The following is a 21,097-nucleotide window of genomic DNA, read 5'->3' as shown; positions in this document are numbered from 1 at the left end:
AAGATATGGCTGAGAAACGTAATATATTTCTAGTTGGCCCCATGGGGGCTGGCAAAAGCACGATTGGTCGTCACATCGCTGACCAATTACACCTTGAATTTGTTGATTCTGATCAAGAAATCGAACGCCGAACAGGTGCAGATATTGCATGGGTATTCGATCTTGAAGGTGAAGAAGGCTTTAGACTTCGAGAAGAGTCTGTTATTGGCGATTTAACCGAGATGCAAGGTATTGTACTTGCTACCGGTGGTGGTTCAGTAATGAGCAAAGAAGTTCGAAACAAGCTTTCGGCTCGAGGTATCGTTGTATACCTAGAGACACCTATAGAAAAGCAAGTTGCACGCACGCAACGCGACAAGCGTCGCCCATTACTGCAAACTGAAGAGGCACCTCGTAACACGTTAGAGCGCTTAGCAGAAGAACGCGAGCCACTATACAAAGAAGTTGCTGATTTTGTTGTACGTACCGATGAGCAAAGCGCTAAAGTTGTTGCTAACCAAATCATCGAGAAATTAGATTTTTAAAAACCAATAATAAGGGAATAACCAAGCATGCTTAAATTAACTGTTAATTTGGACGAGCGAAGTTATCCTATTTATATTGGGGAATCTGCACTTCAAGATAATGGCCGCCTGGTTCACCACATTGGTGATTGTCGGCCTATCATCATTACTAATGACACAATAGCGCCTTTATATTTACAAAGGTTACTTGATTCATTAGCTGATCTAAATCCGCTATATTTTATTATTCCTGACGGTGAGCAATATAAATCACTTGAATGGTTTGAAAAAATATCAGCATTTTTACTACAAAATAACTGTGGCCGAGATACATGCTTAATTGCATTAGGTGGCGGTGTTGTAGGTGATCTAACTGGTTTTGTTGCGGCTTGTTATCAGCGTGGCGTACCGTTTATTCAAATACCAACGACAGTGCTTTCACAGGTTGATTCATCGGTAGGTGGTAAAACGGCAGTAAATCATCCTTTGGGTAAAAATATGATAGGGGCATTTTATCAGCCTCAAGCTGTTTTTATTGATACGCAGACATTACACACTCTACCTGAACGAGAGTTTGCAGCAGGTATGGCTGAGGTAATTAAGTATGGTCTGATTTACGATACCGAACTATTTGCTTATTTAGAGCAAAATGTAGCTAATTTACAACAACTCGATGAAGCATGTTTACAGCATATTATTTTTAGATGTTGTGAAATAAAAGCGCTTATAGTTGCTCAAGATGAAAAAGAACATGGCCTGCGAGCTTTGTTAAACTTAGGTCATACATTTGCCCATGCAATTGAGGCGCAGATGGGTTATGGCGTTTGGTTACATGGTGAAGCTGTTGCAACGGGAATGGTATTAGCAGCTAAACTTGCGTGCACACGCCAAGATTTAAGCGCAGATGAAGTTGAGCGAATTATTAAGCTGCTTGAGCTATATAATTTACCAACAGAAATTCCAAAGCAAATGACTAGCGAGCAGTTTTTAACGCATATGCGTAAAGACAAAAAGAATAAAAAAGGCACTATCCGCTTTATTCTACCTACCCAATTTGGCCAGTGTGCATTAGTTGATAATGTATCTGATGATCAAGTTAGAGACTTAATCGAGCAGTAAATGCAGTCACAAATTTTACCAAGCCGTGCGGCTTTGGTGGATAGAATCGCACTGCAATTTGAGTACGGGCAAAATTTAATTGTTTTACTTGGCACTTCTGGGCTAGGTAAAAGTTACATGCTCGAAACCTTCATTACAGATAAATACAACGACTTTAATAAAGCCTTCGTGCAAGTAAGTGCGCAAATGACTGATGCTCAGCTAATGAGTGAGTTATTAGAGCAAAGCTTTAACTCTCCCCTGATTGATCATAACTTAAGTTTACCTGAAAACTATTACCAATTACTGCAGCAGCAACCATGCGGGCCATGTTTATGGGTACTTGATGGCGGTAGGCAATTATCTGATGAGATGTTAATTGAGCTTGAGTTACTTTCTAAAAACAGCCCAAATACGCTATATATTATAATAGCTTCACAGTCCAAACTGGCTTTAAATAACGCTGTTGAAATTTATCTGGAGCCGCTAACGCTTCGAGAAAGCAAGATGTTATTGCAGTGGTACTTTACAGACTTACCCTATGATGAAGACCCTGTATTTAGTACTTTTTTAGCTGAGGCTCATGGTAATCCAAGCTTATTGCTTGCTTGGCAACCTAGTGAGCACATAGCCGATATTATTGTTAAAGACAAAGTGTCTTGGCGATTACACTTATTGATTTTGATGTTGCTGATTATGCTTTTAATTATTGGTCTGCTTTATAAGTCGGATATGACGCAGTGGTGGCAACAGTACTACCAGCAAGAAGAGACCCAGGTAATTAATACAGCAATACCAATAGAGCAAGTAAGTGCGCCGGTTATAAAGAAAAATGACTCAATAGTTAGCTTAAATGAATCAAAGGTAGTTGAGTCACCTATTAAGTCAGAACGTGTACATACCAATGATGTGCCCGCTATAATGCTAAGCCTTACTGAGCCTGCCAACACTGTTAATGTATTAGACAATGATGTTGATGACAGTGCTAAAAACAAAAGCAGTATAGTAAGTGACGTTAAATCTAAAGTTCTTAAAATAAAGAAAGTAGATACTGTAAAGCAAACTCAGGCCAACCAGGATAATATATGGTATATGCAGCAGCCAGATACAAATAGTGTTATTCAATTATTAGCTGTAACTCAGCAGGAAGTGAGTGATAATTTTATTGCTCAATTTAATCTACAGCAGCAAACTCATACGTATCGAACCAAACGAAATAATAAAATGTGGTGGGTTGTCACATTTGGCAGTTTTGAAAGTATAAAAGAAGCAAAGTCAGCAATGGATACTTTACCTGCTGGGGTTAGAAAAAATAAACCTTTCTATAAAAAAATTAGTAAAATAAAGCAAGAAATAGCACTCGTTGATCAGTAAAACACACTGCTTTAGTGTAAAATCGCGCAACACCAGATTGAAGTAAAGAGCCAATGCAGCAAAAGAGTAGAGCCTTCCTTAAATGGGCCGGCGGAAAATACAGCCTAGTTGAGAACATTAATGCGCGATTAAACCAAGCTAGCAAGCATGCAGATACGTTGGTTGAACCTTTTGTTGGTGCAGGTTCTGTGTTTTTAAATAGTGACTTTAAACACTATATTCTTAACGATATAAATGCAGACTTAATTAACTTATACAAAGAGCTTAAAAGCTCTCCAGATGAGCTGATTAGTGACGCTAAAAAGTTATTTGTAGATTTGAATAATCACGCAGATGCTTATTACGAATATCGTGTGCAGTTTAATCAAAGTCGTGATGTATATGAACGTTCAATATTGTTTTTATACATGAACCGCCATGGTTACAACGGACTCTGTAGGTATAATTTAAAAGGTATTTTTAATGTGCCTTTTGGTAAATATAAAAAGCCTTACTTTCCTGAAAAAGAAATGTATTTTTTTGCTGAAAAAGCACAAAAAGCAACCTTCACCTGTTTAGACTACGATGACGTTTTTAAGTTAGTACCTAACAATGCTGTTATTTATTGCGACCCACCTTATGTACCATTAAGTAAAACGGCTTCGTTTACCTCTTACGCTAAGGGCGGGTTTAATTTAGATGATCAGGCTAATCTGGCTAATCTGGCTGAGAAGGCGGCGTTTGAAAACAATACGCCAGTGCTTATCTCTAATCACGATACCGTATGGACCCGAAAAATTTATAGCCAAGCATCACTTGATCAAATACAAGTAAAGCGCACTATTAGCCCTAAAGGGGGCTCTCGTAATAAAGTAGACGAGTTAATGGCTATGTATTTAGCACCCAAGCAACCACTGCATAAATTGCGATAACAAACGCAATAAATAGTGTAATCGCAATTAAAATAATAGACGTAGGAGAGTGTTGTTTAAAATCAGCTTGGCGTTTATTTTCAGACTGAACACCAAAAAATGCTGCTAGTACACTTTGCAACGCACTAAAAAATTGCAGCATTATTTAAAATAAGGGTTTTAAAGAAGGAGTATTTTTAGAATCATCAGAACTAGTAAGTAGTTCTAGCAAATCGAGGTAATGAAACTGAGCACTACGGCTATCGCCAGTTAACCACGAAAACCACGATGACTCTTCTTCAATTTTAATACACGTAGGTAATGTGCTGTTAGCACTTACAGTTTGTGTATTATGGCAATTATTAACCGAGCTTAATTCTTGCTCAGAGCTTGGACCAAAGCTAAACGCCCCGATAAGCAGTAATGCCGACGCAATTAATATCCCAGTTTTAAATGCACGCATGGTAAAATCCAATAATTTATTACTTTTTTAATCATAGCAAATATTGGTTAAATATCAAACTTAAAGTTACCTGAAATAGGGGCTATTACGCCATATTACTTGGGTAACATCTTCAATTAAGTTACATTAACTAAATACACTATTTATTGATGGAGTTAATCATGTTTAACCCAGAGCAAAAATATTTAATTGCCCCTTCTATTTTGTCTGCTGACTTTGCAAAGCTAGGCGAAGATGTTGATAAAGTACTCGCTGCGGGTGCAGATGTGGTTCATTTTGATGTAATGGATAATCACTATGTACCTAATCTAACAATTGGCCCAATGGTGTGTAAAGCACTTAGAGATTACGGCGTAACAGCGCCTATCGACGTGCATTTAATGGTTAAGCCTGTTGATAGCCTTATTCCATTGTTTGCAGAGGCTGGGGCATCAATTATTACTTTTCATCCAGAAGCTAGCGAGCACATCGATCGTACAATACAGCTGATTAAAGATCACGGCTGTAAAGCAGGCTTAGTGTTTAACCCTGCAACAAGTCTAAGTTATTTAGATCATGTTATTGATAAGCTCGATACCATTTTACTTATGTCGGTTAACCCAGGTTTTGGCGGGCAAAGTTTTATCCCTCATACGCTTGAAAAATTACGCCAAACAAAACAGCGTATTATTGAATCAGGTCGAGATATTCGCTTAGAGGTTGATGGGGGTATTAAAGTCGATAACATTGCAGCAGCGGCTCAAGCGGGTGCAGATATGTTTGTTGCAGGTTCTGCTATTTTTAACCAACCAGATTACAAAGTTGTGATTGATCAAATGCGTGAACAGCTTGGAAGTGTAAAATAATGAAGTACGATATCGCCTTATTTGATTTAGATGGTACCTTGGTTGATAGCGTTTACGATTTATATATAGCAATAAACCTCACATTAACTGACCTAGCATTCCCGATAGTAAGTCAACGCTTGGTTGAAAGCTGGGTAGGTAATGGTGTTGAAGTGCTAGTTAAACGTGCCTTGAGTGGCGATATGCAAGTGAGTGAACATTTAGATGAATCACTCAGCAGCAAAGCTATTACGCAGTTTTATAAACATTATGAGCAACATGTGGGTGAATATAGTGTGTTGTACCAACATGTAGAAACTGGGCTTGCAGCACTTCGCGGTATGCCCAAAGCATTAATCACTAATAAGTCTCGTGTGTTTACAGAGAAGTTGCTTGATAAACTAGCACTAGCGAGCCATTTTGATGTGATTATATGTGGTGACGACATGGCAAAAAAACCATCTCCAGAGCCTTTACTATTCGCCTGTAAAACGCTAAATGTTGAACCTAATAAAGCAATAATGATAGGTGATTCTAAAAGCGATATACTTGCAGCTAAAGCCGCTAACATAGACGTAATTGCACTTAATTACGGCTATAACCAAGGTGAAAACCTTGCAGATTATAATCCGCAGTACCTATGCGATAACTTCTTAGATATAATACCTGTTCTAACGCAGCGTTAAATATTATTAATTAAGCTAAATAAAGGAAAATCATGAGTAAACCAGTAGTATTAAGTGGCATGCAGCCAACCGGTGGTATGACAATAGGCAACTATGTTGGCGCTATTAACCAGTGGGTTAAGCTACAGGAAGAATATGATAGCTACTTTATGCTTGCAGATTTGCATGCGATTACGGTACGCCAAGACCCAGAATTACTTCGCGCTCGCGTATTGGACGGAGTTGCACTATATACAGCATGTGGTATCAATCCAGAAAAAGCAGCGCTATTTGTACAATCTCAAGTGCCTGAACATGCTCAACTAGGTTGGGTTTTAAACTGTTATGCGCAAATGGGTGAATTAAATCGTATGACGCAGTTTAAAGATAAGTCAGCAACGCACGCTAATAATATTAACGTGGGTTTATTTGCTTATCCAGCTTTGCAAGCGGCGGATATTTTATTGTATCAAGCAGATAAAGTACCTGTAGGAGATGATCAAAAGCAGCATTTAGAGCTGACTCGCGATATTGCTACGCGCTTTAATAATGTATATGGTGATATTTTTACGCTACCAGAACCGTATATTCCTGAATTTGGTGCTCGCGTAATGAGCCTACAAGATCCACTTAAAAAGATGTCAAAGTCAGATGAAAACCCAAATGGTTTTATCATGATGCTAGACGAGCCTAAAAAGATTGAGAAAAAACTTAAAAAAGCAGTAACAGACTCAGACGAACAAGCGCGTATCTACTTTGATCGCAAAGAAAAGCCAGGCGTATCAAACTTGCTTACTTTATTAAGCGTTGCAACTAAGCGCTCAATTGAAGAGCTAGTGCCAGAATACGAAGATAAAATGTATGGCCATTTGAAGAAAGATACCGCTGATGCTGTTGTAAGTATGATTGAACCTATTCAGGCTCGCTTTAAAGAGATTAGAGAAGATCAAACGCTTCTTAACAACATTATGAAAAAGGGCGCTGAAAAAGCGAGTGCTCGAGCTGAGGTTACATTAAAAGCGGCTTATGATGCGGTTGGATTTATTCCACGTCCATAAGGTAGCTTTACCACTTATGTAAAAATGCCGCTTACTTCAAATAAGCGGCATTTTTTATATAATACTAATTAACATTAAAAAACCAAATATAAATAATAACGACATTGCTTGTTTGTCTGTCTTGTCCATTATTCAGCGTCTTTAGTTGTTATTTTAACGCTCTCTTCAACATCAACTAGAGAAACTTTATAGCCCTTGTTTTCAAGTAAGGTAAGTAAACTATCTTGTCCTGCAAGGTGGCCAACTCCAACAAGTACAAACTCATTTTTGTCGTTGTTAAACATGGCTTCTACTTTTGGTAACCAATCATTATTTCTATCTGTAATGAGTTGTTTATAGCTATTCGGATCATTTTTCTGCATACCTTCAAGTGCCACTTTATTCAGTGTGCCTGTATCACCTTTGCGCCAGGCAGCTAAAAGTCCTTTAAACATATCGCCATAGTTGTGAAGCTCAGCTAAGTTACGTTTAATGAAATCGTTTTCGTTGCCTTGACCCATTGTTTTATAAAGCTCTAACTGAAATTCCATTGTTTCTAAGTAATTTTTTGTTTTGTTATCTTCAGTCGCTTTTTTAGTAAAGTAAGCATCAACCCCTTCACCCATTAAGTTTTGCTTTTGAAGTTCCATCGACATTAAAACAATACTAACCATAGCAGGGCGAAAACCATCTAACTTAGCTAGGTTAGCGCCAAACTCGCTAAGCTTATTTTCAAGTGAAGCTTTAACCTGGGGTTCTAGCTTTTGACTCAACGTTTCGTTATTTGTATACGATAGCGCACCTAACATTTGCATTTGTGCATTGGTGTTGGCTGGGTCAGGTAACGGTGCTTCTAAAATAATTGTATCTGCTTGTTCATAAGCATGGTTAAACTCGGCGGGTAGTGGCATTTCAGCTTTAGGTAGTATGTGAACTGTACCGCCAATAAATAGTGAGTCATTGCCATTACTTACTTGCCATACAGAGCTTTGAGCCTGTGCTGTATTTGCTAAAAGGCTACAACTAAGTAATACGCTAGCAGACACTAATTTTTTTGTGAATTTTTTCATGATCATTCCTTAATATAGCTTTTAATTTGATTTTTTTAGTTCGATAACACATTGCTGAAATATGCAGTTATTGACGATGTTACCTTTGAAAGATTTTTATCAATTTGCGAGTTTATTTTGCTCATTGAAGAGTCAAGCTCAGCTGATATTTTTTCATCTATTGAAGAAAGTAATGTTTGCTTATCAACATTACTTTTTAAAGGCTTAGAAGCGTCTATTTTGATTGTGTTTTGTAGCTCTTGATTAACAGGGTTAATTGCCTCTATGCTTTCACCAATCATGCATTTCTCAAAATTATTTTGAACGGTATCTTGTTTAGCGTCAGCTGCAATAACTGAAGTAGTATTAAAAGCCGTTGCTAGTAGTAAAGCTGGTAGTACTTTTTTCATTGTGTTGTTCATAATTAAACCTTTTATATTTTTTAAATGCAGCCAATTTAGAATGACAAATGATTTTTACTAAGCTGCTTGTTGATGACGGTTTAAAGAATATCGCTGAATTTATTAAGAGTCGCTTATCTAGTTATGAGCAATTAATAGATAAGGTTTTAAATATAAAAAATTGTTAAAATTTAGTGTGTTAGCTTTAAACCTTATAATGCTAATATAAGGTTTAAAATGCTTTTTCTATAAAATAAAGTGTAGATGTGATACGGTTTATAAAAATAAAAATACGTAAAGACTATGAATTATCAAATCGGACCTTGGCAATTTATTAGTAATCGCTGTGTGATTACTTCAAACCATTTAGAAAGGGAATTAGATCCACTTTTAGTAAAGTTATTACTCCACTTTATAGGTAAGCCTCAACAAATCGTTTCCCGGCAAGAGCTTATTGAGAGTGTGTGGCAACAGAGCTTTGTTGATGATAATGCGATTAACCGTGCAATCTCAGAGTTAAGAAAGCAGCTTGCCCACCCAATTGAAAAAGCACCGCTTTTAAAAACGCATTACCGTAAAGGATATAGCCTAACAGTAATACCTGAGCGTTTAACGCAAGCAAACGTTTCGAAAGAGCCTGCAAATATTTTGCCTGACTCACCGGGTATTTCTGCCAAAAATGAAGAAATAGCTAGTGCAACTATTTTGCAACCAGTTCAAAAAAAGAATAGTAAAAAGTTTTTGATTTATTCTTTACTCGTCATTATCTGCCTCTGCTTTTTAGTATGGTTTGGGTTGTTTTTTATTAATACACCTTCTAGTGAAAAGATTAAACAGATCACGGTTAATAAGGTAGCAAGCACGTGGAATATAGGCAGTGAGGTTCACCCTGAGATGTCCTCAGATAAACAATATTTAGCTTATACAAATGTTGAACCTGAAAATGACGTAATGCATGCATTTGTAAAGCGACTATCTGATCAAAGGGAAGTTGAAATTACCTATCCTGGCTTTCAAGTATCCATTTTATCGTGGCAGTTAAATCAGCGCTCTGTGTTGTTACAAGCTACCAACTTAAAGCAGCAAAAGTGTGAAATGGTACTCGTTGATTTAAGCCAGTTTCCTGTTATAGGAGAGGCTACTTTAATTAAAAAGTGTGACCTTAGATACACTGGTTATGCGCAAGTAGACGAAAGTGGTGAGCATATTTATTACACCGAATATAAAAATGAGCATGAGGGTTCAGGTTTATATAAATATGATTTAGAACTTAAGAAAGAATTCATAGTGATTCCACCACCAGGCGTCATGTATGGCGTAATCATGCCTCGTTTATCTCATTCTGGTAGTAAAATAGCATATGTACTTAGTCAAAAGGGTAAGCCTTTTTCTGTATTTAGCTACAATTTTGAGACCCATGAAACCAAGCGGTTATTTAAAGCAAAGAAAAGCATAATTAGCTTCGCGTTTGACTGGCTTGCAGACGATAAAGGCGTGATTGTTTTTGAAGACTCTGAGCTTTCAACCATTGTGTTTGATGAAAATAATATCATTAAACGCACACTAACGGTTACCCCAGCAATTTCACCTTATTATATTGCAGTTCAATCTGCTAATAGCCTTTTTTACTCAGCAAATAAAACACAAGCATTTTCGTTAATTAAAGCGACTAATCTTTTTAGCGATGTTCCTGAGTATGAAGCACTCTACAAAAGTGATGAAGACGACTACAACATTGTAGAAGTCATTAATGAGAAAGGGCCAGCGCATATTTTTGTATCCGAGCGCTCTGGCAGCAGTCAGTTGTGGTTATCTCAAAATGGACTTACAAAGCAACTTAGTAACTTTACTTATGAAGGGAAATCTAACTTTGCTATTGGCGGACTAAGAGTATCGAGTAAGCAAGATCGTGTTTTATTAAGAATTAATAATGATATTGCATTTTTTGACGTTATGTCGAACAAGCTCTATACCATAGCTGAGTTTAAAGGGCGAAAAATACTAAACTATGTATGGTCTAAAAATAATGAAAGTATAATTTATTTAGAGCGAAGTGGTTCAGAAAATCTATTTGCTCAGTTTAATTTATTAACGCGAGACACAACTATATTAGAGGGTGTTAAAGCTAACAAATTAATTTCAGACGTTGACGGCACTAATTATGCGATTACAAATAATCAGTTAATTAAACTATCAGATAAACAGAATTGGGAATTGCCTAAAGACGCGCGACAAGCGCAACTTTTTGCCATTAATGGTAATTACCTTTATTACTCAGATGCTATTTCAAGAGTTGCTCAGCTTAATTTAGAAGATAAAACAGTACAAGATGTACATGTAGATTTTAAACCCATCGCATTTTTTATTAGTGATAACAATCAGATTTTCTTTACAGAATCAAAATATAAAGACATGCAAATAATACAGATAAGTTGGAACGACTAGGGCGTGTCTATCTTTTTAGATTAAGTTTACGTTGTTTTTCTCTAATAGCATTTTCGATTTTTATGTTGATAAAAGAAAAGTTAGAACAAAAAATAGCGAGAAGTGATTCTTCTCGCTATTTTTAGTTAAATGTAATCTCGGCAGTTAAATAACTTTAATGCCGATTGATTTTCTATAGCTAGACCTCTATTTACTTAATAGAGCTTTTAGGTAATGCCCAGTATGTGAACGCTCACATTCAGCAACTTCTTCTGGTGTGCCTGCAATGAGTATTTCACCACCGCCAGCACCGCCTTCAGGACCTAAATCGATAACCCAGTCTGCTGTTTTAATCACATCGAGGTTATGCTCAATAACAACAATAGTATTGCCGTGATCGCGCAAACGATGAAGCACTACAAGCAGCTGTTCTATATCAGCAAAGTGTAAGCCTGTTGTTGGCTCATCTAATATGTAAAGTGTTTTACCTGTATCGCGCTTTGACAGCTCGCGCGCTAGTTTTACACGTTGCGCCTCACCACCAGAGAGAGTAGTAGCCGCTTGACCTAAACGCACGTACGATAAACCAACGTCCATCAATGTTTTAAGTTTACGGGCAATAGCCGGTATTTTATCAAAGTAATCATGAGCGTCTTCAACGGTCATTTCGAGCACTTGGTGTATGTTTTTACCTTTGTATTGTACTTCGAGCGTTTCACGGTTATAGCGCTTACTCTTACATACATCACACGGTACATACACGTCTGGTAAAAAGTGCATTTCAACTTTAATTAAGCCGTCACCTTGGCACGCTTCACAGCGTCCGCCTTTAACGTTAAAGCTAAAGCGACCTACTTTGTAGCCACGTGAGCGTGCTTCTTGTGTGCCTGCAAATAATTCACGAATACCGGTAAATATACCAGTGTAGGTTGCTGGGTTTGAACGTGGAGTTCGGCCAATCGGGCTTTGATCAATATCGATTACTTTATCGAAATGATCTAAACCGCTAATTGATTTATACGGTGCCGCTTCGGCAGTTGTTGCGCCATTTAGCTCTGTATGAGCAAGTTTAAATAATGTGTCGTTTATTAACGTTGATTTACCTGAGCCCGATACACCTGTCACACAGGTCATTAAGCCAAATGGAATTTTTAAATCCACATTTTTAAGGTTATTACCCGTTGCGCCAAATAGCTCTAGCCATTTGTCGTTAGTTGGGTGACGTTCTTTTGGTATTTCTATTCTACGCACACCTGATAAAAACTGGCCTGTAACCGACTCTTTGCTTGCTAAAATATCGTCGCGCGTACCTTGAGCAATAATATGCCCACCATGAACACCTGCACCAGGGCCAATATCAATAATATGGTCAGCGGCACGAATAGCATCTTCGTCATGCTCAACCACAATAACGGTGTTACCTAAGTCGCGCAAATGGACAAGTGTTTGTAGTAAGCGGTCGTTATCGCGTTGATGTAATCCAATAGATGGCTCATCTAGTACGTACATTACACCTACAAGGCCTGCACCAATTTGGCTCGCTAAGCGAATACGCTGAGCTTCACCACCTGATAGTGTGTCGGCGCTGCGCTCAAGTGATAAGTAATTTAGGCCAACGTTAATTAAAAACGATAAACGGTCGCGAATTTCTTTTAGTATTTTTTCAGCTATTTGGCCTTTTTGTCCGGTGAGCGTTAACCCTTCAAAAAACTCCATAGCTTCACCAATACTCATGCACGTGATTGCAGGTAAGTTGGTTTTTCCAATAAATACATTTCGAGATTCTTCACGCAAACGTGAGCCATTACAGCTAGGACATGCTTGGCTTGTTTGGTATTTAGCAAGCTCTTCACGTACTGAGTTTGACTCAGTTTCGCGGTAGCGGCGATTCATGTTGTTTAACACGCCTTCAAACTCATGATTACGTGTAATTAAATCGCCACGGTCGTTGCGGTAATTAAACGCAATTTTAGTGCTACCAGAGCCATCTAAAATAATTTTTTTCGAGTCGTTGTCTAAATCTTGATAAGGCACATTTAAATCAAAACTATAATGCTCAGCAACGGCTTGTAGCATTTGATAGTAATAAAAGCTGCGTTTATCCCAGCCCTTAATTGCACCGCCGGCAAGGCTTAACTCAGGATTATGCACCACACGGTTAGGATCAAAATATTGGCGTATGCCTAATCCATCACACGTTTGACACGCACCCGCAGGGTTATTAAACGAAAACAAACGCGGCTCAAGTTCAGTCATTGCATAGCCACAAGTAGGGCAGGCAAAGTTTGCTGAGAAGAGAATTTCTTCAGCGCTGCTATCGTCCATATATGCAACATGTGCAACGCCATTAGACATTTCAAGTGCGGTTTCGAACGACTCTGCTAAGCGTTGTTGTAAGCCATCTTTTACTTTAAAGCGGTCTACAACAACTTCTATTGTATGTTTTTTATGAAGCTCAAGCGTTGGTGGATCAGACAAGTCACATACTTCACCGTCTATACGGGCGCGAATATAACCTTGGCTCGATAGCTGCTCTAATAACTTAACATGCTCACCTTTACGCTCTTTTACTATTGGCGCAAGCAGCATTAACTTACTGCCTTCAGGCAGTGCTAAAACGGTGTCTACCATTTGGCTCACTGTTTGCGCAGCAAGTGGTAAATCATGTGTAGGACATCGTGGTTCGCCAACGCGGGCAAACATAAGTCGTAAATAATCGTAAATTTCGGTAATAGTACCCACAGTTGATCGTGGGTTATGAGACGTTGATTTTTGCTCAATCGAAATGGCAGGAGAGAGGCCTTCGATGTGATCTACATCAGGCTTTTCCATGAGCGATAAAAATTGTCTTGCATACGCAGAGAGTGATTCAACATACCGGCGTTGCCCTTCTGCATAAAGTGTATCAAATGCAAGTGATGACTTCCCCGAACCAGATAGACCAGTAATAACTATTAATTTATCACGTGGAATGGTTAGGCTGATGTCTTTTAAATTGTGCGTGCGGGCGCCTCGGACTTCAATGTTTTCCATGCTATCTCGTTTATTACCAAAATTATTTACTCAGTATCGCATAATACGAAGCAATATTAATCCTTGATCAATGAAAAATCCTTACTTATAGGCGATTAATTATTGCTAAGCTTATGGTAGAATCCCAACCTCAATTTTTCATACTGTAAGATCACATAGATAATGACTGCATCTTCACTTAATTCACGAGAAAAACGCGCCGCAGTATCGCTGGCGAGTGTGTTTGCATTTAGAATGCTCGGCTTGTTTATGCTGATGCCTGTATTGGCTATTTATGGACAATCGCTTGAAGGTTTTTCGCCTATTTGGATTGGTTTTGCCATTGGTGCGTATGGTTTAACGCAAGCAGTACTGCAAATACCTATGGGCCGATTATCAGATAAAATTGGTCGTAAAAAAGTTATTGTGGGTGGCTTAGTTGTATTTGCCATTGGCTCTGTAGTGGCTGCATTAGCTGACTCTATTCAAATGGTTACTGTAGGGCGTGCTCTACAAGGTATGGGCGCAATAGCCAGCGCATTGTTAGCGTTTGCTTCAGATTTAAGTCGTGATGAACAGCGACCAAAAGTAATGGCCGTTATTGGCATGAGTATAGGAATGAGCTTTGCCTTTGCTATGTTACTTGGGCCAATTGTTGCAGCCTCATGGGGTATTGCAGGCGTATTTTGGTTAACGGCTGTTTTAGCTGTTGTAGGCATATTTATTGTTACGTTATTGGTTCCTAAAGCAGTTAATAAAGCGCCTAAAGGCGATACATTAGCAAGCTTTAGCGACATTAAAAAACTAATTAAGCATCCGCAGTTAGCACGATTAAATGCCGGTGTATTGTTACTTCATTTAACGCTAACCACTATTTTTGTTGTACTGCCGAGCCAGCTAATTAAAGATGGCTTAGTTGCCGACCATCACTGGTATTTATATATTCCAGTGCTATTTTTAGCATTTTTATTAATGGTACCAATAATGATTGTGGCCATTAAAAAAGAGAAAGAAAAACAAGCGTTTATTGGCTCTGTAGCTCTGTTAACTATTAGTATGTTAGCGATGTCGTTATGGGTTAATAGCGTAGTTGGTATTGCTGTGTGTATGCTGCTTTATTTTGTGGCATTTAACTTTTTAGAAGCCACAATGCCAGCACTTGTATCGCGTATAGCACCAGCAAGTCAAAAAGGTTCAGCAATGGGCGGCTACTCATCTAGCCAGTTTTTAGGCGCCTTTTTAGGCGGTATGTTAGGTGGCTATGTAGCACAAACAACAACGACACAAGCTGTGTTTGCGGCAGCAGCACTTGTTGGGTTAATATGGCTTATTATTGCGTGGAAAATGCAAGTCCCACCCAAAAGTAAAGTTATTAGTTTAATGACCAAATTAGATTCTGAAGAGCATGCTCAAGTGCTTGCTTCTCAGTTAGTTGCTTTACCAGGCGTAATAGAAGCAACAGTGGTTCGCGATGAAAGTCGCAGCTATTTAAAGATTAATGATAAAGAATTTGACCTAGACCAAGCACGTAAAGTAGCTGGTTTAATCTAACATTTATAGGAGATGGTTCCATGGCACGCGGTGTGAACAAAGTAATTTTGGTTGGTAATTTAGGGCAAGATCCTGAAGTTCGTTACATGCCTAACGGCAATGGTGTAGCAAATATTACCTTAGCAACTTCGGATAGCTATAAAGATAAAAACACTGGCCAAATGGTTGATAAAACTGAGTGGCACCGTGTTGTGTTTTTTGGCAAATTAGCTGAAATTGTTGGTGAATATTGTCGTAAAGGTTCACAAATTTATGTTGAAGGTAAACTTCAAACACGTAAGTGGACAGATCAACAAGGCCAAGAAAAATACACTACAGAAATAGTTGTAGATGGCTTTACAGGTCAAATGCAAATGTTAGGCGCACGTGGTGGCGATCAACAAAGTGGTGGTTACCAAGGTAATCAATCACAAGGTGGACAACAAAGTGGTGGTTATCAAAATAATCAATCACAAGGTGGCCAGCAAAGTGGTGGTTACGGTCAAAATAATCAAGGCCAAAATAACCAACAGCAAGGTGGTTATACTCCACAGCAGCAAGCAGCACCTGCAGCGCAGCCTCAATCAGCGCCTGCGCCACAGCAAAATAATCAATACCAACAACCGCAAAGCGGCTTTGCACCACAGCAAAACAGTGCACCGCAGCAGCAAGGTGGTTTCGCTCCTAAACCACAAAATGCTCCGCAAGGTGGCGCATCAAACCCAATGGAACCAACCATTGATTTTGACGACGATATCCCGTTTTGACCTAAGACAAAATGTTGAAAACATCTTTTAAAGCCGCTAAATAGCGGCTTTTTGTTTTTATGAGGCTTGTATTAGTTGATATATAAATGATTGCAATCTATCCTCTACAGACTTTTTTTGAACGAATCTATGAGAAATATGAAAACCTATTTAGTGACTGTATTTCTTTTTTTTCAGCTACTGAGCCTTAATGTACAAGCGCTCACAAATATTTCAGATACAATTGCTTCAAAAAAAATAATTCAAAAAAAAATCTCTTCAAAAAATACAACCCAAGTTTTACTAATAAACTCTCTAAACCAAGATTCTCCATGGCAGCAAAGTGTCGAGAGGGGATTACGTTCTGAATTATTAGAGCGCAATGCCGGTTTTGATCTTTTTATTGAAAATATGGACGTTGGTCGATTCAATGAAATGCGACAAAAGCGATTGATGAAGGCTTATTTACAACAGAAATATTACGATAAAAGAATAGATATAATTATTAGTCGAGGCGTTCCTGCTGCCTCATTATTATCTGAATTTGACACTTTATTTACAGGGATACCAATAATATACCTAACACCGGGTGGTAAGTTTAAAGTACCAAAAAATGAAAATGGAATTATTATTCGACCCAAACTAAATTATAAGCAAGGGGTAATAAACGCTGTTAACTTAACAAACCCTAAAAAGTTAATTGTTATCCTGGATAGAAAAAGTGGTATAGGGTCTAATTTTTACCAACATCTTATGCCGATTATTAATAGAGACTTTTCGCATTTAAAGTTAGAAAAGTGGTTTGATTTACCTGCCGATGAGTTAATAAACAAAGTAAATAATGCGCCCGCTGATTCAATAATACTATTTACGCCGATTTTTAGACGTTATAACGATACGGTGCTTAGCCCATTTCAATTTGTGGAGCGACTAACAAGTAACAGCTCTGTTCCTATTTTTAGTTATTGGCATTCACTGTTAGGTTCGGGGATTGTTGGAGGATATTTGCTATCGGGTGAAAAAATAGGCGCTCGAGTTGCCGAATCAATAGTTTTTTTTGATAATAATAAATATTTAGAACCGGTCGATAGCGATCAGTTAAGTACTTACTATTATGATTTTAAACAATTAAAAAAGTTTGAGATAGCCCCCAAAAACCTGCCTGAACATTCTATTATTATTAATAATCAACCCTCATATTTTGAACAAAATAAAATGCTTATTTATAGCGCAATTGCAGTAATCACAATATTGAGTGGTTTTTTAGCTTTTGTACTACTTTTAAATAGTAAGCGAGTTCAATTATTAAAGGAGCTTGATAGCGAAAAACTTAAATTAGAATATAGAGTTGAGCAGCGAACGGAAGAGTTGTTAATTGCAAAAAATGAAGCCGAACATTCAGCGTCAATAAAGTCAGACTTTTTAGCTAATATGAGTCATGAAATAAGAACTCCAATGAATGGTGTTATTGGACTTACTAATATTTTATTAGACAGCAATTTACCACCAGAGCAAAAACAGTATTTAGATAAAATAAAATATTCTTCTGACCAGTTGCTCATTGTAATTAATGATATTTTAGACTTTTCAAAAATTGAGTCTGGAAACATCAACCTTGAGGAGTTTCCTTTTTCTGTAAATTCGGTTGTTGACTACATCAAAGCAACTTTTGATGAGCTAGCTCAAAGCAAAGGGATCACATTTGATATTGTTATTGATAAGGAAGTTAAACTCGATTTAATCGGTGATGTAGTTCGAATAAACCAAGTACTGCTAAATTTATGCTCTAACGCAATTAAATTTACTACACACGGCTTTGTATCTGTATTAATAGAATCAAAAAGATCGTTAGCTGATCCTAAGAGCGTTTGTTTGTATTTCATTGTTAAGGATTCCGGTATTGGGATTGCTGAGCAAAGCCTTACCGATTTATTTGAATCTTTTACTCAAGCTGACAGCTCTACAACCAGGAAGTTTGGCGGCACAGGTTTAGGTTTAACTATAAGTAAGCGTTTATGCCAATCGATGGGTGGGGATATAACGGTAAAAAGTACTCAAGGTGTAGGTAGTGAATTTATAGCTTCGATTAAGGTGAAATTGAATAACCAAGCGTTGATTGATAACACTCCCGACCTAACTTTTACTGATCCGTTTGAAGTCTTAATTATTGATGATAATAAAGATGACCTTGAGGTAATTGGGAGTCAACTTAGTGCTATGGGGTTAGTGTGTACAAGTTGTTGCTCAGTTAAGCAAGCTATTGATATTATTGAGCAGAATAAAGAAAAATTTAAAGCCATTATTGTTGACTGGGCAATGCCAGCGATGAGTTGCGAAACCTTTTTAATACGTATTCATAGTATTAGCCCCCAGCTTTATAGCAAGATTATCGTACTTACAATGAGTGATGAAAGTTTAATTAATGATGCAGGCAAGAAAGTCAGTATACAAACTATTTTGCATAAACCTGTATATACGAGTGTTTTGTATGAGGCGATTGAACGTAAAGTGTTGGGCTCTATAAATAAAGCTCCTGTAGCCAATATCGTCAGTGAAAAGTCACTGGCGGGTATCAAAATATTAGTTGTGGAAGATAACTCGATCAACAGAATAATCGTTACAAATATACTTGAAAATGCTGGTGCCCAAATTCATTTGGTCGACAATGGATTGGAATGTATTCAAATAGTAAAATCGGAAGCGTTTGATATTATTTTGATGGATATTCATATGCCTATAATGGATGGTGTTGAGGCGAGTCAAATTATTCGTAGTGATAATGACGAAACTATCGCAAACATCCCAATAATCGCCTTAACAGCTAACGTTATGAAAGATGATATTACACGATACTTATCTATTGGCATGAATGCCCATGTTGCAAAACCAATTAAAGCGCAAAAATTACGTGAAACTATAATCCACTGCTTGAGTAAATAGTTGAACCATTAAAATTATTTATATCAGATATCTACCATAATACCTCCCATTGTCTTGAGCTAATTTTAAATAACTTAAAAGTAAATTTTATAAAATAGAGTTTGACTCATAGATCTTTATGTGTGAAATTCCATATATACGATTTTTCATATGCTTGTTTTTATCAAAGGTTGAGTTATCAATGTCAGAAGTTAATGGGTTACCAAATACAAATAAAGCACACAGTGTTGTTCCACTCACATCAAATTTTAACGTTAGTTTTTCTGAGCATAAACCTAAAATTTTATTGTTATATGGCTCATTAAGAGCGCGTTCTTATAGCAAGTTAGTTATAGAGGAGAGCGCTCGTTTATTAACGCATTTTGGTGCTGAGGTTAAAATTTTTAACCCTGAAGGTTTACCTCAAACCGATAGTGAAGATGAATCACACCCTAAAGTACAAGAGTTGCGAGATTTAATGCTTTGGTCAGAAGGGCAGGTATGGTGCTCACCAGAACGTCATGGCTCAATGACGAGTATATTCAAAAATCAAATTGATTGGATCCCTCTTAATTTAGGAGGTGTAAGGCCAACGCAAGGTAAAACATTAGCTGTGTTGCAAGTTAGTGGCGGTTCGCAATCATTCAATGTGGTGAACCAACTACGAGTATTAGGGCGTTGGATGCGGATGGTAACAATACCTAATCAGTCGTCAGTGCCACAAGCGCACTTAGAGTTTGAAGAAAATGGACGGATGAAACCCTCTGCGCTCTACAATCGGATTGTTGATGTTATGGAAGAGCTGATTAAATTCACTTTATTATTGCGAGATCAAAAAGATTACTTTGTAGATCGCTATTCTGAACGAGTGGAATCTGCAGAAGATCTTAGCCAACGCGTTAATCAACGCTCTATTTAGGGGAGATAAATGGGATTATTTGAGCGGTATCTTTCTGTTTGGGTAGCCTTAGCAATCGCTGTTGGTATTTTTACAGGCTCAATAATACCAGAGCTATTTATACTCATAGCAGGCTTTGAATATGCGCATGTAAATATAGTAATAGCGGTACTTATTTGGCTAATGATTTACCCAATGATGGTTCAAATTGATTTTTCATCTATTAAAGACGTGGGTAAAAACCCAAAAGGACTATTACTAACCGTTGTACTTAATTGGCTTATTAAACCATTTACAATGGCGTTTTTAGGTTGGCTATTTTTTAAGGGTATATTTGCAGACTGGGTCGACCCAAAAACTGCAACTGAATATATTGCAGGCATGATTTTACTGGGTGTTGCGCCATGTACGGCTATGGTTTTTATTTGGAGCCAATTAACCAAAGGCGATGCTAACTATACGCTAGTGCAGGTATCTATTAACGATATTATTATGATATTTGCATTTGCACCTATAGCGGGTTTATTGCTGGGTGTAACCGATATAACAGTGCCATGGGATACGTTATTTTTATCTGTGGTGTTATATGTACTTATACCGTTAATTTTAGGTGCGGTTACGCGTAAAAAATTTGATAAAGCCGAGGAACATTCTCGACTCAATCAGTTTTTGAGCATTATGAAACCCTATTCAATTATGGGGTTATTAGCGACAGTCGCTTTATTATTTGGTTTTCAGTCACAAACTATTTTAGCCAACCCCGAAGCGATTGTACTTATAGCTATTCCGCTACTGATTCAAACCTATGGTATTTTTGCTATTGCTTATTTTGCCGCAAAAAAAATGAAGCTAGAGCACAATATAGCTGCGCCAGCGTGCATGATCGCAACATCTAATTTTTTTGAGTTAGCAGTTGCAGTGGCTATTTCATTGTTTGGTTTACACTCTGGTGCTGCACTTGCAACCGTAGTAGGTGTGTTAGTTGAAGTACCTGTAATGCTAAGTTTAGTTTGGTTCGCAAATAAAACGCGCCATTGGTTTAACTAGGGCTAGAGCATGATTGCTATACTGCATGGTTTCAATTGCGAAACATCTAATATTAACTTAAGCCTGGGGAGCTAGATTTAATCTAACTATAAAATAAAGGGCATAGCTGTTTGTTTTGTAAGTTCTCGTTTATCTGGAGCTTTTTTGTTTAGCGCTATTAATAAACATTTAAACTTAGTGTAGAGCCTTGTACTTCTATAGATCTTGAACAACACTT

18 protein-coding genes are annotated in these 21,097 nt (G+C 37.7%); 13 read left to right on the top strand and 5 right to left on the bottom strand.

What is annotated here, in order from left to right; all coding sequences use genetic code 11:
* Positions 1-5: 5 nt before the first annotated feature.
* Genes aroK through I6F53_RS00615 form a run of 4 tightly spaced genes read left to right on the top strand, consistent with a single transcriptional unit; the run spans position 6 to position 3,886 of the window.
* Positions 6-524: a shikimate kinase AroK gene (gene aroK / locus I6F53_RS00630; RefSeq protein WP_197238189.1), complete on the top strand. Its 519-nt coding sequence runs from the start codon at positions 6-8 to the stop codon at positions 522-524.
* A gap of 27 nt (positions 525-551) precedes the next feature.
* Positions 552-1,622, top strand: coding sequence for a 3-dehydroquinate synthase (aroB, locus tag I6F53_RS00625; protein WP_197238188.1), 1,071 nt, complete (start codon positions 552-554; stop codon positions 1,620-1,622).
* Entirely contained in the window at positions 1,623-2,975 is a 1,353-nt protein-coding gene (locus I6F53_RS00620; protein ID WP_197238187.1) for an AAA family ATPase, read from the top strand.
* 53 nt (positions 2,976-3,028) lie between these two features.
* On the top strand, positions 3,029-3,886 hold the full coding sequence (locus tag I6F53_RS00615; protein ID WP_165740603.1) for a Dam family site-specific DNA-(adenine-N6)-methyltransferase: 858 nt from the start codon (positions 3,029-3,031) through the stop codon (positions 3,884-3,886).
* On the opposite strand, the gene I6F53_RS00610 is transcribed toward I6F53_RS00615, so the two are convergent.
* Entirely contained in the window at positions 3,843-4,028 is a 186-nt protein-coding gene (locus I6F53_RS00610; protein ID WP_197175818.1) for a DUF2970 domain-containing protein, read from the bottom strand. The genes I6F53_RS00615 and I6F53_RS00610 overlap by 44 nt on opposite strands.
* A gap of 3 nt (positions 4,029-4,031) precedes the next feature.
* Positions 4,032-4,328 (bottom strand): hypothetical protein, encoded by a 297-nt coding sequence (locus tag I6F53_RS00605; RefSeq protein WP_197238186.1) that lies wholly within the window; start codon positions 4,326-4,328, stop codon positions 4,032-4,034.
* Between the two features lie 161 nt (positions 4,329-4,489).
* On the opposite strand from I6F53_RS00605, the gene rpe reads away from it, so the two are divergent.
* Genes rpe through trpS form a run of 3 tightly spaced genes read left to right on the top strand, consistent with a single transcriptional unit; the run spans position 4,490 to position 6,875 of the window.
* Entirely contained in the window at positions 4,490-5,173 is a 684-nt protein-coding gene (gene rpe, locus I6F53_RS00600; RefSeq protein ID WP_197238185.1) for a ribulose-phosphate 3-epimerase, read from the top strand.
* Positions 5,173-5,838: a phosphoglycolate phosphatase gene (locus I6F53_RS00595; protein WP_197175815.1), complete on the top strand. Its 666-nt coding sequence runs from the start codon at positions 5,173-5,175 to the stop codon at positions 5,836-5,838. The genes rpe and I6F53_RS00595 overlap by 1 nt, the downstream gene beginning before the upstream one ends.
* Positions 5,839-5,870: 32 nt before the next feature.
* Positions 5,871-6,875, top strand: a complete 1,005-nt coding sequence (gene trpS / locus I6F53_RS00590) for a tryptophan--tRNA ligase (protein ID WP_166419936.1) — start codon at positions 5,871-5,873, stop codon at positions 6,873-6,875.
* A 128-nt stretch (positions 6,876-7,003) separates the two neighbouring features.
* Here the strand turns inward: trpS and I6F53_RS00585 are convergent, their stop codons facing one another.
* Positions 7,004-7,924 (bottom strand): TraB/GumN family protein, encoded by a 921-nt coding sequence (locus tag I6F53_RS00585; RefSeq protein WP_197238184.1) that lies wholly within the window; start codon positions 7,922-7,924, stop codon positions 7,004-7,006.
* A 35-nt stretch (positions 7,925-7,959) separates the two neighbouring features.
* On the bottom strand, positions 7,960-8,325 hold the full coding sequence (locus I6F53_RS00580) for a hypothetical protein (protein ID WP_197175804.1): 366 nt from the start codon (positions 8,323-8,325) through the stop codon (positions 7,960-7,962).
* A 282-nt stretch (positions 8,326-8,607) separates the two neighbouring features.
* Here I6F53_RS00580 and I6F53_RS00575 point away from each other — a divergent pair, with 282 nt between their 5' ends.
* Positions 8,608-10,749: a transcriptional regulator gene (locus tag I6F53_RS00575; protein ID WP_197238183.1), complete on the top strand. Its 2,142-nt coding sequence runs from the start codon at positions 8,608-8,610 to the stop codon at positions 10,747-10,749.
* 186 nt (positions 10,750-10,935) lie between these two features.
* Here I6F53_RS00575 and uvrA read toward each other — a convergent pair whose 3' ends face one another.
* Positions 10,936-13,761, bottom strand: a complete 2,826-nt coding sequence (gene uvrA, locus I6F53_RS00570) for an excinuclease ABC subunit UvrA (protein ID WP_197238182.1) — start codon at positions 13,759-13,761, stop codon at positions 10,936-10,938.
* A 162-nt stretch (positions 13,762-13,923) separates the two neighbouring features.
* On the opposite strand from uvrA, the gene I6F53_RS00565 reads away from it, so the two are divergent.
* From I6F53_RS00565 to arsB, 5 genes are all read left to right on the top strand, one after another.
* Complete coding sequence (locus tag I6F53_RS00565; protein ID WP_166419941.1) at positions 13,924-15,291, top strand: MFS transporter; 1,368 nt, start codon at positions 13,924-13,926, stop codon at positions 15,289-15,291.
* 20 nt (positions 15,292-15,311) lie between these two features.
* Positions 15,312-16,037, top strand: coding sequence for a single-stranded DNA-binding protein (gene ssb / locus I6F53_RS00560; protein WP_166419942.1), 726 nt, complete (start codon positions 15,312-15,314; stop codon positions 16,035-16,037).
* A gap of 138 nt (positions 16,038-16,175) precedes the next feature.
* A complete protein-coding gene (locus tag I6F53_RS00555; protein ID WP_197238181.1) occupies positions 16,176-18,956 on the top strand; it encodes a response regulator in 2,781 nt (926 codons plus the stop codon).
* A 181-nt stretch (positions 18,957-19,137) separates the two neighbouring features.
* Positions 19,138-19,854, top strand: coding sequence for an arsenical resistance protein ArsH (gene arsH, locus I6F53_RS00550; RefSeq protein ID WP_197238180.1), 717 nt, complete (start codon positions 19,138-19,140; stop codon positions 19,852-19,854).
* Positions 19,855-19,863: 9 nt separating this feature from the next.
* Complete coding sequence (gene arsB / locus I6F53_RS00545; RefSeq protein ID WP_197238179.1) at positions 19,864-20,880, top strand: ACR3 family arsenite efflux transporter; 1,017 nt, start codon at positions 19,864-19,866, stop codon at positions 20,878-20,880.
* Positions 20,881-21,097: the final 217 nt, after the last annotated feature.

It is taken from the genome of Pseudoalteromonas sp. SWN29 (genome assembly GCF_015864465.1).
Taxonomy (GTDB): domain Bacteria; phylum Pseudomonadota; class Gammaproteobacteria; order Enterobacterales; family Alteromonadaceae; genus Pseudoalteromonas.
This window is presented reverse-complemented; position numbering and strand designations above follow the sequence as displayed.